Below are 14,228 nucleotides of genomic sequence, written 5' to 3'. Positions count from 1 at the left end.
GTAGTGTAAATGAAAGAAAATCAAGAAATTGAACTAATTAAACATTTTTCCAATTTAAATGGTGCTTCCGGTTTTGAAATGGAAGTCGCTAAATATTTTCAAGAACAAACTAAACCCTTTGGGCAAACCAAAATTGACGGAATGTTTAATAGTTACGTCAGTCGCCAGCAAAATACTGGCAAACGCCCAATGATTCAAATGGATGCACATGCCGATTCGGTCGGTTTTATTGTTCAAGCCATTCGACCAAATGGTTTAATTAAATTCGTACCGTTAGGCGGTTGGGCTCCAACTAATATTCCAGCTATGCGGGTGCGGGTTTGCAATCAAGACGGTCAATATATTAAAGGTGTCGTAGCCACTAAGCCACCACATTTTATGACTGACGCCGAACGTAACGCTGTGCCCCAAATTGCCGACTTATCGGTTGATGTTGGTTCCACTAGTCGTGAAGAAACTATTAATGACTTCAAAATTAACACTGGTTGTCCGATTGTGGTGGATGCTGATTGCGAATACTTTGACACCACCCGCATGTTCTTCGGCAAAGACTTTGATAATCGCGTTGGTGCCGCTGCTTTAGTTGCCACTTTATCTGATTTAGCTGATCAAGATTTAAATGTTGATTTAACCATGGCTTTGTCAACTCAAGAAGAAGTTGGAACGCGCGGGGCTGAAGTTACTGTGCGTAACATTGACCCTGACTTGTCAATTGTCTTTGAAGGTTGTCCATGTGATGATACTTTTACGCCTGATTGGTTAGCGCAAACTGGTCTCAAACGCGGACCAATGCTCCGTGATATGGATACATCCTTTATTGCTAATCCATTATTTGAACAATACGCTGATGATTTAGCTACCAAAAATCATATTCCGCATACTCGTTCGGTCCGGACCGGCGGCGGTGTTAATGGCGCTCCGATTTTATACTATCGCGGAGCTCCAACTATTGTCATTGGCATTCCAGTGCGCTATGAACACACAGCTTTCAACTGGGCAAATCTTGATGATTTTGAAAACGCCGTTAAACTAGCCGTCAAGATTATTGAATCAATTGACGAACCAACGATTAACAGTTTTAAGGGCGAATAAATTGTAAAATACCTCTAAAAAAATATCCATGATTGAATGTTCTGAGTTAGTTAATACTAATGAAATTCAATTAATGGATATTTTTTATTTGTAATTGTTCCAATTATTGCTTTACAAGATGATTAACGACAAAATCAACATCATTATTACACCAAAAAACATTGGTACCCAAGTGCGTCTAATAATTTGTAAAGGTGCCAACTGAGTTTCACCTGCAACAATCAAGACTACTGCCGCTACGGGCGAAACTGCTCGAAACAAATTGCCTGCTAATTGCATCGGTACCGATAATGCCATTGGCGCAATCCCAGCGGCTTTAGCTAATGGCACAATTAAGGGAATCATCGCAAAGATTAAGGCCATACCACTGCCACTTAGTAAAACAATTACTGCTGTAAAAATAACCATAATGACTGGCAGGATAAAACCAGCTCCTGTTAAATGGTGCATCATCGTTTGGATCAGATTGATTAAGCCCATAGAAGTCAAACCTTGGACAAAGACCTGTGCTGATACTAACAGAGCTACCACACCCATTACGTTGCCCATCCCATTAAAGAACGCATTAGTTTCCTTGAGCACACTTTTTATTTGCCGCTTTTTACAAAATTCAACAAAGACCGCAATTATAAAACTCATAATTGAGACGACCTGAACACTTAAAGTCAATTGATGTTTCAGTCCTAAATTGATAAAAAAGACAACTAATAATAAAATAATTGGCAATAATGGTAAGATTCCATAAATCAAGCGCCAGCCCCCAGAATAATCTGGAACTTGTTGAACCTCTTTGGCCTGGTTGGGATCTGAACTTTGCGCCAATTCCGCTGAATAAGATAAATTTTCTGGATACTTTTTATCCTGATATTTTTGCCAAAAGTAATGCACGACTGCCATCGCTAAAATAGTTGGAATAGAGATAATAGCATGGTACTTAAAGACATAGGTACTAACCGGTAAGTGCAACTGAGCTGCTACAGCCACATTATCGGCCCCTAAGGGCGTGGGGACAATGGTCGCGGAAGTAGCAATCACAGCCGCCGCGCTAAACCTGGACATGCCCGCAGTTCTTAAAACTGGATATAAAGTTGCTAAGAGAATAATAGCCAAATTAGCAGCACTGGGAATAACTAAGGACATGAGGGTGCCTAATAAAAAGACAATTGGCACTAAGATATACACAGATTTAATCTTTTTAATGGGCTTACTTAAGGCAGCAACCGTTACCTGATTAGCTTGGATTTGGTTCATATAAGAACTATAGCCACCCAATAACAAAATCACAAATCCTGGACCCACCAAAGTGTTACTAAATTGATCAGCTAATGATTGAAACGGATTGAGCCACACATTTCCCGTTGGCACAGTAACTTTGACTTTTTGTCCCAATATAAGGGCAACATACATCAAAATTAGCCCCAACAGTAATAGTGTCATTTTAATATCGTTCTTCTTAATCAACATATAAACTAAAATACTGACTGCGATTAAACTAATTAACAAGATTAGAATAGTTTGCATTAAGTCTATCCCCCATAAAAACTAAATATCAATCATTCAGCCGGAAATAACGGTACTGGTTGTTGTGATTTAACATCGAACATTCCTTGATCAGAGATCTTTAATGCCGGTGAAACCAAGAGCGATAACGTCGACAAAGACATAATTTCATTAAAATGATGATAGCCTAAGCTTTGCATTCCTTGACGCACCTCCGCTAATTGTTGCCCCAGTTCTGGAATCGGAGCATTAGATACCACCCCACCAATTGGTAGTGGCGCGTTAGCAATGATCTGCTGATTTTTAGCTACTATATAACCGCCTTGCTGTTGTACTAATTGATTTTGTGCTACGACCATATCTTTTAAATCAGTGCCCAAAACTAATAAATTGTGGTGATCATGTGCCCATGTGGTTCCAATTGCTCCGGGCTGATTAATAGCGCCTTTGATCAGAGCAAATTGTAATGGATAATGGTGCCCATAACGCTCTTGGACTACTAATAAAGCTAAACCAGCCGCTTGCCATTGTACGTGATGGTTTTTGACTGTAAGGGTAGTGGGTTCACATTTGGTAAAGGTACTGGTTGGTTCAATTGCAATGACATTGGCCGTTACTTGCCCATTTTCTTGGGCAACTGCTAAATCTAAATCCTTGACCGTTAAGGGACTAGCTTGTACTGAATGGCTTAATTGTTCACTAAAATGCACTGGTTGGGGTTTAATATCTTGAACCAAGCGACCATTTTTATACACTGAATTAATTTTAAAAGTTGCTAAGTCGTCTAAAACGATTAAATCGGCCACCCGGCCCGGGGCAATCGCACCTCGATCCCATAGTCCCATGCGACGAGCAGGTGTATAAGTTGCCATATAAATAGCCATTTCTGGACTGAGACCATAACTAATTGCTTGTGCCACCAATTTATTTAAATGGCCTTCGCGTAAATCATCAGCCATTACATCATCGGTTACAAAACAAACATGTTCGTACAGTTGCTGATCAATAATCGTTTGAATGATCTCCGGCTTCAACGACTTGGCCTGAATCTCCACAAACATTCCGTTAGCAATGCGCTGTAACATCCCCGTGGGTGTCTGCTGAGTATGATCCGATGTAATCCCACCGGCAATAAAGCGGGCTAAATCTTCGTCTAAGTACTTGGGGCAATGTCCTTCCAGCGGCATCGTCGGTCGTTTTTTGCGACACACGGCAATTAACTTATTAATCAGAGAATCCGGTTGCGCCACTACGCCTTTAAAGTTCATAACTTCGCCCAGAACTACCACCCGCGGATCATCTAATAATTGACTGGCTGCTTGTTCGTCAATGACTCCTCCCGTCGTTTCCATCTGGGAATTAGTTGACGGCACCGAGGACGGAATAGCAAAAAAGATATCAATTAAGCTCGGTTGATCCATAAACTCTTTCAGTCCACTCAATCCAGCCACGTTAGCAATTTCATGGTCGTCCGCCACAATCGTCGTGGTGCCAAATTTGGCAGCTTGGGCGCCAAAAGCCGTAGGGGTGGTCATTGAACTTTCAATGTGCATATGTGCATCAACTAAGCCGGGAATCACAAATTTATCGTTTAAATCAATCACTTGCTGGGCTTGTGGCTGTTCCTTCGTTACCCAATAAATTTGCCCGTCCTTCACGGCAATATTGACTTTTTGAAATTTTTTTAAGTAAACATTAAAAACCTGTGCATTGATAAAAAGCTGATCAACAACTGTCATGATAACAATCTCCTTTATTTTTTATAATTCAATCTTATTATACCACTAATTCAAGAACTATATCAGTATAAAGCCAGAACATAATTCGTATATACAGAACTATAAATTGTATAATCTATAATATAGTACGTATTTATCTAATAAAAGAAAAAAAGACCTCAAATCAAAATAAATATGAACTTTGAAATAGATTAACTACCATCTCAAACTTTATTTATCTGACTTTGGCCTTTAAATTTACTTGTTAAATTTAATTAATTAGTTCTATTTTGATAAATCCAGAGTTTTTACGCCAAAATTTTGTGTCATTGCTTTACATTTTTTATCGACATAGTAACTGTTACACCCTAGTTAAAGATTTTTGAGGTGCGCAATTTTTTCTCTTTTATGCTGTTCCAGCCTTTTGATAATTCTTAATTTCCGCCGCAAATTCTGCCAATAATTTTGACCGATATTTTTTAGAACCCCGCCGTTGTTTAACGTGTTGTCACAAAATGGCGGCTACTTTCATTTTAGGCTGGTAGTCTTTTGTTAATGGATCTTGGCAAAAATCTTTTACAAAGTTATTCCATTGATAGGTCTGTTCTTCAGCCGTAACAACCGTACAAGACGGAGTTTGATAAGCATCAATTAAATCTTGAACCGTTGCCTCATGATCCTGCTCAAGCTGAACAGAACGCAGCTTAATAGCCATAGCCTTTTTAAACGAAAACTTTGCCACTCCAAAATACTGCGCAAAAAATTTCCGGGCTTCATTATTCAAGGTAAAACCACTATCTAACAATTTAGTCGTCGGCTGCAAATCTTGCCATTTTAAATTATTAGATTGAACTTTACGTCGCGGTTTAATCAGTGCTACTGGTATTCCATCTAAAAATTGGACTAAATATTGGGTTAATTCAGCCTTAGTCCCATAAGTCGGTAAGTGATATTGACGACAAAAAGATTGTAATTCTTGCTTATACCAATAATATTGCAAAAAAGTTGTACTAGTTAACTGGGAACTAAATTCTGGTCGTTGATCCATTCATTGTTCCTCCTCATACAGAACTTTTGAACCTAACCCAATTAATTAATTCGCTCTAACCGGGTAACACTTTCCACGTGCTTAGTCATTGGAAACATGTCGACTGGAGTGCTAATTTTGGCTTGATAATCCGTACGTAATAAATCTACATCGCGAGCCAGCGTAGCTGGGTTACAACTGATATAAACGATACGCTGGGGTTTTAAGCTGTGAATACTCTCAATTAAGCTAGCATCTAAGCCTTTGCGTGGTGGGTCCACCACTAACACGTCAATTGGGCGTTGTTCTTGTGCCCATTTTTGTAAGACATCTTCTGTCTTACCAACAATAAATTGGGCATTATCAATTTGATTAATCGCGGCATTAACTTGCGCATCGTGCACGGCTTGTTTGACTACTTCAATGCCAATCACTTGCTGCGCCTTGTCGGCTAAACTCAAACCAATCGTTCCAATCCCAGAATAAGCATCCACAACGATTTCTTGTCCCGTTAAAGCTGCTGCGTCAATCGCTAATTGATATAATTTTTGCGTTTGCTCCGGATTAACTTGGTAAAAAGATTGCGGCGAAATGCGAAATTCTTTTCCTAAAATTTGATCCGTAATATAACTTTGACCTGCTACTAATTCAAACTTCGAACCCAAAATCACATTCGTTTTCTTCGCATTGATATTTAAATACAGAGACTTAACAGTAGCATTTTGCATAATTGCTTTACATAACTGTGGCAACTGTTTAATTTTATCAGACATAACGACCAACACTACCAACAGCTCACCAGTTGTTGCAGAGCGCCGCACCATGATATGACGCACTTGACCACGATTGTGTATCTCATCGTAGCCTTGTAAACCAAATTGTCGTAATAAGTCCCGAATTTGATTAATTTCCGCATCAATTGCTGGCGCTTGAATCAAATAATCATCTAATGGCACTAAATCATGGGAGCGACTGCGAAAGAAACCGGTCGTGGCTTGACCTTGAAGCGTCCGTACTGGAATCTGTGCCTTATTGCGATAACCTAGCGGCTGCTTTGCCCCCACGGTCGGTTGAACGGCGATGTCTAAATGATGCTTTTGAAAATTATTCACCACTTGTTGCCGTTTAAATTCTAACTGCCGCTCATAACGCCAATGAATGAGCGGTGCAATACCCGTTTGAATATATTTGGGATCGTATTGGCTCACCCGATCTGGTGAAGCTTGTAAAACTTCTAAAGTTTTAGCAAAACCAAACTTGCGGCCTACCTTCGTGACTACTGCTTTAACCTGCTCTTGTGGCAAGGCATTTTCCACAAATAACGAGTAGCCGTCAACTTTAGCCACGCCTAAGCCTTCATAGGACAAATCTAAAATCTCCAACGTCACAACTTGATTCTTTTTTAAATTGGTTGTTTGCATAATTTTTCCTTTTACCTAATTTGACTAAAAAAGTTGTCTCCCCCAACAAAAACATTTGCTGAGTTGAAGTCTAACAACTTCGAGACAACTTTAATAGTTATTCTTTTAATGAATTAACACCTTGAACAAACTGTTCTTCAGCTTGCTTTTCATCAGGCGTTTCTGTATTTAACGAGTGATCCGGGATGGCATCAATATCGGCAAAAATTTGAATATGGTGCCGTAAAACCTTGATCTCCATCGGTGCGTCACCACCATATTCGCCATCCAAATTAATCATAATCCGCTGATCATCATTGGGGCGAACAAAAAGCTTTTTGGTTTTAGTATAAATAATCTTTGGATCATCAATATGCTTACCGCCATTCAAAGCTTTGGCAATTAACACTAGAATTTCGGCAATATTGGCGCCTTTAACAATTAACAAAGATGCCTTACCATCACCCAATTCTGCATCGGGAGCAACTTGCTCAAAGCCACCAACGGAATTCGTCAATCCCGATAAGAACAGTGTCACATCACCATCATAGACGCCATCGTCATACTCAATATGCATGTTAATTGGTTTGATTCGGGGCAACATCTCAGCGCCTTTAACTAAGTAAGCTAAATACCCCAAAATGGACTTATATTCTGACGGTACTTCATAAGTCACTTCCGAGATGGAGCCTCCACCAGCAATATTCATAAAATAGTGGTCGCCTGCTTTGCCAATATCCATTGGCAATAATTGCTTTTTTAAAATGACGCGGGCCGCAGCTACGGGATCATTGCGGGGAATTTTCAAAGCCCGCGCATAATCATTCGTTGTCCCACCAGGAATCACTGCCATGGGCGGGCGCTTATCTAATGGTGAAATGCCGTTCACCACTTCGTTTAAGGTTCCATCGCCCCCAGCAGCCACAATTAAATCAAACCCTGCTAAAGCTGCCCGCTGGGCTTCTTTTTGGGCAGATAACGGTTCTGGCGTCGTTTGAAAAGCACTCGCTTCATACCCCGCTTCTTCCAACACATTTAAAATGCCCGCAACACTTTTTAAAATTGTTTCATTTCCCGAGGTTGGATTATAAATCAACCGAGCTTTCATTCATTAACCTCTTAGCGTTTTTTGATTTCTGCATTTAAAATTTGGTTCACCATCTTAGGGTTAGCCTTACCACGCGTTTGTTTCATAATCTGACCAACTAGAAAGCCGATAGCCCGATCTTTACCATTTTTAAAATCAACGATTGATTGTTCATTATCATCCAAAATTTGATTAATAATTGGTGTCAACACGTTAGGATCAGATTCTTGAACCATTCCCTTAGCCTCAACGAACGCCTTCGGTTCAGTTCCGTTAGCAATCGTTTCTGCAAAAACTTTCTTCGCAATTTTCGAAGAAATCGTGCCATCTTTAACTAAATTAATCATTGTCGCTAAGTTTTGCGGTGTCAACTTCGTTTGCGCCAAATCCAAATCGTTTTCGTTCAAATAAGCATTGACATTGACCATCAACCAATTAGAAACTTGCTTGGCATCAGCACCTAAAGCGACGGTTTGATCAAAGAAATCTGACATTTCTTTGGTATCTGTTAGAACACCCGCATCGTATTCTGGAATGCCCAATTCGTCAATATAGCGTTGCCGTCTTTTATCAGGCATTTCTGGAATGGCTTGTTTAATTTGTTCAATCCATTCACTAGTAATATGATAATCTGGCAAATCTGGTTCTGGGAAATAACGATAATCATCGGAGCCTTCCTTGACCCGCATCAAAATCGTTGAAGCTGTGGCCTCATCGTAACGCCGCGTTTCCTGCGCCACTGAACCCCCTGCCATTAAAATCTCGGATTGCCGCTTGGTTTCAAAAGCTAAACCATTTAACACATGTCTAAACGAGTTTAAGTTCTTTAATTCAACTTTTTGGCCTAATTTATCTGAGCCAATGGGGCGAATAGAAATATTAGTATCCACCCGCATGGAGCCTTCTTCCATTTTGACATCTGAAGCACCAGTAAATTGGACAATTTGCCGCAATTTTTCTAAATAAGCATAAGCCTCTTCTGGTGAAGCAATATCAGGCTTGGACACAATTTCAATTAATGGTGTACCTTGCCGATTCAAGTCAACATACGAGTAACCATCATCCGCATGGGTATTTTTACCAGCATCTTCTTCAACATGCATTTCTTCAATACCAATTTTTTTCTTGTGTCCATTAACTTCAATTTCAATCCAGCCATCATGAGCCAACGGTTTTTCTTTTTGCGTAATTTGATAAGCTTTGGGATTATCTGGATAAAAGTAATTCTTCCGATCAAAATGCGTATGGTGTTCAACTTCCGCATTCAAAGCTAGAGCAACCATAACTCCTAGACGGTAAGCATTTTGATTAACGGTCGGCAAGGTTCCCGGCATCCCAAAATCAATCACATTAGTCATCGTATTGGGACTAGCACCATAGGAAACAGGGGCGGGACTAAACATCTTGGATTTTGTTTTGAGTTCCACGTGCACTTCTAGGCCAATTGTCGTTTCAAAATTCATTAATTATTGCCTCCTAACTGTGGACGTTGCTGTAAAAATGCTGATTCATCTTCGACAACTTGGGCAGCATTAAAAATAGTTTGTTCTGCAAAAGGCTTGGCAATCATCTGTAAGCCCACTGGCATTCCTTCAGCTAAGCCCACTGGCACTGAAGCTGCTGGTAAACCAGCTAAGTTGGCCGGAATAGTCAAAATATCGTTCATGTACATAACTACTGGATCTTCAATCCGACTCCCTAAATCAAAGGCTGTTGTTGGTGCGGTCGGTCCCACGATTAAATCATAATCTTGAAAGACTTTATTAAAATCATCCATAATTAATGTCCGCACCTGTGCCGCCTTATTAAAGTAAGCATCATAGTACCCAGCTGATAAAGCAAAACTACCTAACATAATCCGGCGCTTAACTTCATCACCAAAACCTTCACTACGTGACTTAACGTAAACATCATCCAGGTTATGAACATCTTGTGCTCGATAACCATACCGAATGCCATCATAGCGTTGTAAGTTAGAAGAAGCTTCACTTGATGCAATAATATAATAAACTTGCACCGCATATTGCGCATGTGGTAATTGGACGGTATCAATCGTGGCACCATTTTGTTCTAAAATGCGAATGCCCCGTTCAACTTGCGCTTTGACTTGTTCATCGACACCTTCACCCATAAACTCTTCGGGAACGGCAACTTTTAAGCCACGCACATCAGCTTGAATGTTCCAATCAGGCACTGGTTGTTGGGTACTTGTATTATCATGTTGATCAAAACCACTGATCGCTTGTAAAACTTGAGCTGAGTCAGCCACGTGGCGTGACAAAACGCCCACTTGATCCAAACTTGAACTAAAGGCAATCACGCCCCAACGCGAAACGCGACCATAAGTCGGTTTAATTCCAAAAACACCATTAAAGGAAGCCGGCTGGCGCACGGAACCACCAGTATCAGTTCCTAAAGCAGCAATAACTTGACCTGAAGCCACTGCCGAGGCCGAACCACCAGAAGAACCGCCGGGAACCTTTTGCGTATTCCAAGCATTTTTAACGGGTCCAAAATAAGATGTTTCACTGGAAGAACCCATCGCAAATTCATCCATATTGGTTTTACCAATATTAATTAAACCAGCCTCAAACGCTTTTTGCGTCACCGTGGCATCATAAGTTGGCACAAAATTATTTAAAATTTTACTAGCAGCAGTCGTGGTCATGCCCTTAGTTAAAATATTATCCTTAATGGCCAACGGAATTCCCTTTAAGGTTTCATCAGGACCCACCGCTACTGGTGCCAATTGGGCTGCAGCGTCATTGACAGTAATAAAGGAATTCAACTGTGGATTCAGTGCCTGGATATTTTCTAAAGTTGCTTGTACTAACTCTTGACTACTAATTTGTTTCGTAGCCAGTTTTTGATGGAGCGTCGCAATTGTTTCATCAAAATAATTCACGTTACTTGTCCCCCTGATTTAACATTGATGGCACTTTAATAAAGCCACTCTCTTGTTCTGGAACATTTTTTAAAAGTGTGTCGCGACCCGGACCTTCTTGAGGCTCATCAAGTCGAAAAGTACTCTCTTGCCGTGCAATATGCGTCGTTGGCGCAACTCCTGCCGTGTCCACTTGACTTAATTCATCTTCCATTCGAATAATGTCGTCTAACTGCACCGTAAAATGTTCTAAACTGGCATCATCAAATTCTAACTTTGATAAGTCAGCCACATGGCGCACTAATTCTTTATCAAGCATTAAATCATCCCTTCATAAACACAATATTTAATAAATGAGCTCTCTAACTTTAATAAGAAGTCAAAACATGACTGCTATACTGTTTACTATTATAATCTTTTGTTAACAACGACTGCAAATCCTGAACGGTTTGAATTTTAATTTCTACGGCTGGTTGTTGTGGTAAATATCGATTAGCTGAATCTTGGACAAATTGCGTGAAACTATTGATCTGTGCCACACCGTAGAATTGAGTCGTAATTGTAATAGCTAATCCTTGTAAAGAACCATCCTGGTAATGAGCTTGCGCAGTTACCCCACTTAAATTAGGGAAATAACTTTGCACATGGTTCTTAAAGTTAGAGAAGCTATCGGCATCACTACTATTAATTGGTGATTCATCATTAACCACCGGCCAAACTTGATTTTGTTGTTTAATAGCTTTCCAGTCAGCAACTTGCTTTTGCTTCGGCTGACTCACACCATAACTAAAGAAAGTCCCTCCGACTAGCGAGTCATTCACATTTTGTTTATACAAACCAACTGTAATAGGCACATTTTTTAAACTAGCTTTTTGGCGTAAGCGCGTAACAATCTCATCAGCCATTTTCTTCCCCTGCGCCAAACGCTGTTCCGGGGTAATTTTCGTTTCAAACTGAGCGCCATACTTTTCCTTAGTATAATAATCGACATCATTCATTGCCAAGCCAATTGTCACACCGGATAAAGTATAACTTTTATCATTTTGTGTATAAAAATCCTGTTCCAATAATTGCTGCAGATAAATAGGATTGCGCTTATCGGGCTCTAGTGAACCATTATCTTCCGGATTTAATCCCGTCGGATTTTTGGCTGATTTACGATCTAACCAATTCTGGGCCATTTTGGCTGAAATAATTTTACCTTCTTGAAAAGAATAACGGTCAGTAGAAAATTCCTTCTTCGAAATATCCAGTAGGCCACTTTCAAAGGCTGCTTGATTACCATCATTATCACTATCGCTATCAGCCGTTAAACCCGTAATCGGGCTGGTATGATACTTGCCATTGTTCAGTAAGGTACTATATTGTCCGGTTTTCGAAGCCCCGGTAGTCGTCATCTTACTGCTTTTTTCATTACTATGTGAAGACAAAGTGGAATTATTTAAGTTACCACAACCAGCTAATAATAACGTTGTCAAAACGACAGTAATAATCCCCGCAATCTTATTTTTTGGCATATTTACACTTCCTCAAGTTGTTGTTGTAATTGGCTTTCATCCCAAATAGCTACTCCTAATTGCCGAGCCTTTGTTAATTTACTACCCGCTTTTGCACCAGCAATTAAAATATCGGTTTTTTTGGAAACGGAACTAGTAACATGCGCTCCCAAATGTTCTAGTTGTGTCGTCAATTGCGCCCGCGTATAGTGTTGCAAAGAGCCCGTCAAGACAATTGTTTTACCATTAAAGATGGTATTATCACTTGAAGCACCAGCAGTTTGATAAGTTAAATTGACTTGTAACTTGGCTAATTCTGTAACTAGTTGTTGCACTTTCGGATTTTGGAAATAAACAGTCACACTGTCCGCAATAATCTCCCCTAAAGTTGCAATCTGCGCAATTTGCTCTTTGGAAGCAGCCATCAACGCGGTTAAAGTTTGAAAATTTTGTGCTAATAATAACGCTGCTTTCGCACCAACATGGCGAATCCCTAAACCATATAATAAGCGTTCTAAGGAATTAGCTTTCGAGCGGTCAATAGCTGTTAACAAATTATGAATGGATTTATCTTTAAAACCCGGAATTTCCGTCAAGTCACTGGCTGTTAGCCGGTACAAATCAGCGACATCACGTACTAAGTGTTTTTGCCACAGCTGTTGGATAATTTTCGGGCCTAAACCTGTAATGTCCATGGCATTCCGTGATGCAAAATGAGTTAAGCCCTCTTGCACCTGCGCCGGACACATCGGATTAATGCAACGTAAAGCTACTTCTTCTTCCAGATGCACCAGTTGTGATTGACAAGAAGGACATTGTTGTGGAATGACGTATGGTTGACTATCACGAGAACGCTGATCAACCAAAACTTGCGAAACTTCGGGAATAATGTCCCCCGCTTTATGAAGCAATACCACGTCATGCAAGCGAATATCTTTTTGTTTAATTAAATCTGGATTATGCAACGTGGCCCGCGCCACTGTCGTGCCCGCCAATTGTACAGGATCCATCACAGCAGTCGGTGTCACCACACCTGTCCGCCCCACAGTCCAGACAATCTCATTAATCCGCGTTTTAGCTTGCTCGGGGGGAAATTTATAAGCAATTTCCCACCGTGGAACTTTGACCGTATTACCCAGAGTTGCTTGGGCTTGGAGATCATTGACTTTTAAAACTACTCCGTCAATGCCATAGGGTAAATCAGTCCGTAATTCTTGGTATTTAGCAATAAAATCTTGCACACCTTCTAAATCATGACTGACAAAATGGTCAGGATTCGTTTGAAAACCCAAATCTTGCATTGTCGTCAAAGCTTGGGCTTGATTATTCACAGCTAAAGCTTGCGGTTGCATCAAAGTGTAGATAAAAGTGCTTAATTGCCGTTGTTTCGTGACTTGCGCATCCAATTGCCGTAAGCTACCCGCAGCAGCATTGCGCGGATTGGCAAAAGCACTGGCACCGTTTTGATCACGTTTTTGATTTAATTGTTGAAAAGCAGCCTTGGACATGTAACATTCACCACGAACTTCCAGATCCAAAGGCTGAGCTAAAGTCTGTGGAATATCACTAATTGTTCGCACGTTAGCAGTCACGTCTTCACCTACTTGACCATCACCACGGGTGGAAGCTTGGACTAATTTTCCTTGTTCATAGCGCAGTGATAACGCCAAGCCATCAATCTTTAACTCCACACAATAATCTACAGGATGACCTAAAGCCATTTTTAAACGATTATTAAAAGTTTGCAGCTCTTCAAACGAAAAAACATCACCCATTGATAACATCGGAATGGCATGATTAACTTTTGAAAATTCTGGTAAAACAGCATCACCGACCAATTGACTAGGAGAATCTGGCGTTACTAATTGGGGAAACTGCTGTTCTAATTGTAATAATTGTTCATATTGTTGATCATAAACATAATCTTCAACTAAGGGGGCATCTTTAGTATAGTAAGCTGCCCGCTCCTGATTCAGTTGTGTGCGTAACTTAGTTAATTGCTCTTGAGCTGTAGATTGATCCAT

General features: G+C 40.3%; 10 protein-coding genes and 1 pseudogene. 1 reads left to right on the top strand and 10 read right to left on the bottom strand.

Features of this window, described 5'->3' with window-relative positions; genetic code table 11:
- Positions 1-9 precede the first annotated feature (9 nt).
- Positions 10-1,092 carry a M42 family metallopeptidase gene (locus AC3B5S_RS06360; RefSeq protein WP_489769584.1) on the top strand — a complete coding sequence of 361 codons (1,083 nt, stop codon included), beginning with the start codon at positions 10-12 and terminating at the stop codon, positions 1,090-1,092.
- Between the two features lie 111 nt (positions 1,093-1,203).
- Here the strand turns inward: AC3B5S_RS06360 and dcuC are convergent, their stop codons facing one another.
- The 10 genes and pseudogenes from dcuC to ligA form a co-directional block, all read right to left on the bottom strand.
- A complete protein-coding gene (gene dcuC, locus AC3B5S_RS06355) occupies positions 1,204-2,613 on the bottom strand; it encodes a C4-dicarboxylate transporter DcuC (protein ID WP_489790215.1) in 1,410 nt (469 codons plus the stop codon).
- A gap of 32 nt (positions 2,614-2,645) precedes the next feature.
- Positions 2,646-4,331 carry an adenine deaminase C-terminal domain-containing protein gene (locus AC3B5S_RS06350; protein ID WP_489790214.1) on the bottom strand — a complete coding sequence of 562 codons (1,686 nt, stop codon included), beginning with the start codon at positions 4,329-4,331 and terminating at the stop codon, positions 2,646-2,648.
- Positions 4,332-4,716: 385 nt separating this feature from the next.
- Positions 4,717-5,358 (bottom strand): annotated as a pseudogene (locus AC3B5S_RS06345) (SAP domain-containing protein).
- Positions 5,359-5,399: 41 nt separating this feature from the next.
- The gene (rlmD, locus tag AC3B5S_RS06340; protein WP_489790213.1) at positions 5,400-6,758 is read right to left on the bottom strand and encodes a 23S rRNA (uracil(1939)-C(5))-methyltransferase RlmD; all 1,359 of its coding nucleotides are present in this window, start codon (positions 6,756-6,758) and stop codon (positions 5,400-5,402) included.
- 97 nt (positions 6,759-6,855) lie between these two features.
- On the bottom strand, positions 6,856-7,845 hold the full coding sequence (locus AC3B5S_RS06335) for a diacylglycerol kinase family lipid kinase (protein ID WP_489758213.1): 990 nt from the start codon (positions 7,843-7,845) through the stop codon (positions 6,856-6,858).
- An 11-nt stretch (positions 7,846-7,856) separates the two neighbouring features.
- Complete coding sequence (gene gatB / locus AC3B5S_RS06330) at positions 7,857-9,287, bottom strand: Asp-tRNA(Asn)/Glu-tRNA(Gln) amidotransferase subunit GatB (protein WP_489790212.1); 1,431 nt, start codon at positions 9,285-9,287, stop codon at positions 7,857-7,859.
- Complete coding sequence (gene gatA, locus AC3B5S_RS06325; protein WP_489758211.1) at positions 9,287-10,729, bottom strand: Asp-tRNA(Asn)/Glu-tRNA(Gln) amidotransferase subunit GatA; 1,443 nt, start codon at positions 10,727-10,729, stop codon at positions 9,287-9,289. The genes gatB and gatA overlap by 1 nt, the downstream gene beginning before the upstream one ends.
- Position 10,730: 1 nt before the next feature.
- Positions 10,731-11,027 carry an Asp-tRNA(Asn)/Glu-tRNA(Gln) amidotransferase subunit GatC gene (gatC, locus tag AC3B5S_RS06320; RefSeq protein WP_489758210.1) on the bottom strand — a complete coding sequence of 99 codons (297 nt, stop codon included), beginning with the start codon at positions 11,025-11,027 and terminating at the stop codon, positions 10,731-10,733.
- A 49-nt stretch (positions 11,028-11,076) separates the two neighbouring features.
- Positions 11,077-12,225, bottom strand: a complete 1,149-nt coding sequence (locus AC3B5S_RS06315; protein WP_489758209.1) for a CamS family sex pheromone protein — start codon at positions 12,223-12,225, stop codon at positions 11,077-11,079.
- A gap of 2 nt (positions 12,226-12,227) precedes the next feature.
- Positions 12,228-14,228 carry an NAD-dependent DNA ligase LigA gene (ligA, locus tag AC3B5S_RS06310; protein WP_489769576.1) on the bottom strand — a complete coding sequence of 667 codons (2,001 nt, stop codon included), beginning with the start codon at positions 14,226-14,228 and terminating at the stop codon, positions 12,228-12,230.

The organism is Bombilactobacillus sp. ESL1094 (assembly GCF_058107425.1).
This window is presented reverse-complemented; position numbering and strand designations above follow the sequence as displayed.

Bases quoted from the DNA above. Each gene is read 5' to 3' on its own strand.
- AC3B5S_RS06360 (WP_489769584.1), top strand. From the start codon at position 10: ATGAAAGAAAATCAAGAAATTGAACTAATTAAACATTTTTCCAATTTA.
- dcuC (WP_489790215.1), bottom strand. From the start codon at position 2,613: ATGCAAACTATTCTAATCTTGTTAATTAGTTTAATCGCAGTCAGTATT.
- gatB (WP_489790212.1), bottom strand. From the start codon at position 9,287: ATGAATTTTGAAACGACAATTGGCCTAGAAGTGCACGTGGAACTCAAA.
- AC3B5S_RS06315 (WP_489758209.1), bottom strand. From the start codon at position 12,225: ATGCCAAAAAATAAGATTGCGGGGATTATTACTGTCGTTTTGACAACG.
- AC3B5S_RS06350 (WP_489790214.1), bottom strand. From the start codon at position 4,331: ATGACAGTTGTTGATCAGCTTTTTATCAATGCACAGGTTTTTAATGTT.
- ligA (WP_489769576.1), bottom strand. From the start codon at position 14,228: ATGGATCAATCTACAGCTCAAGAGCAATTAACTAAGTTACGCACACAA.
- gatC (WP_489758210.1), bottom strand. From the start codon at position 11,027: ATGCTTGATAAAGAATTAGTGCGCCATGTGGCTGACTTATCAAAGTTA.
- rlmD (WP_489790213.1), bottom strand. From the start codon at position 6,758: ATGCAAACAACCAATTTAAAAAAGAATCAAGTTGTGACGTTGGAGATT.
- AC3B5S_RS06335 (WP_489758213.1), bottom strand. From the start codon at position 7,845: ATGAAAGCTCGGTTGATTTATAATCCAACCTCGGGAAATGAAACAATT.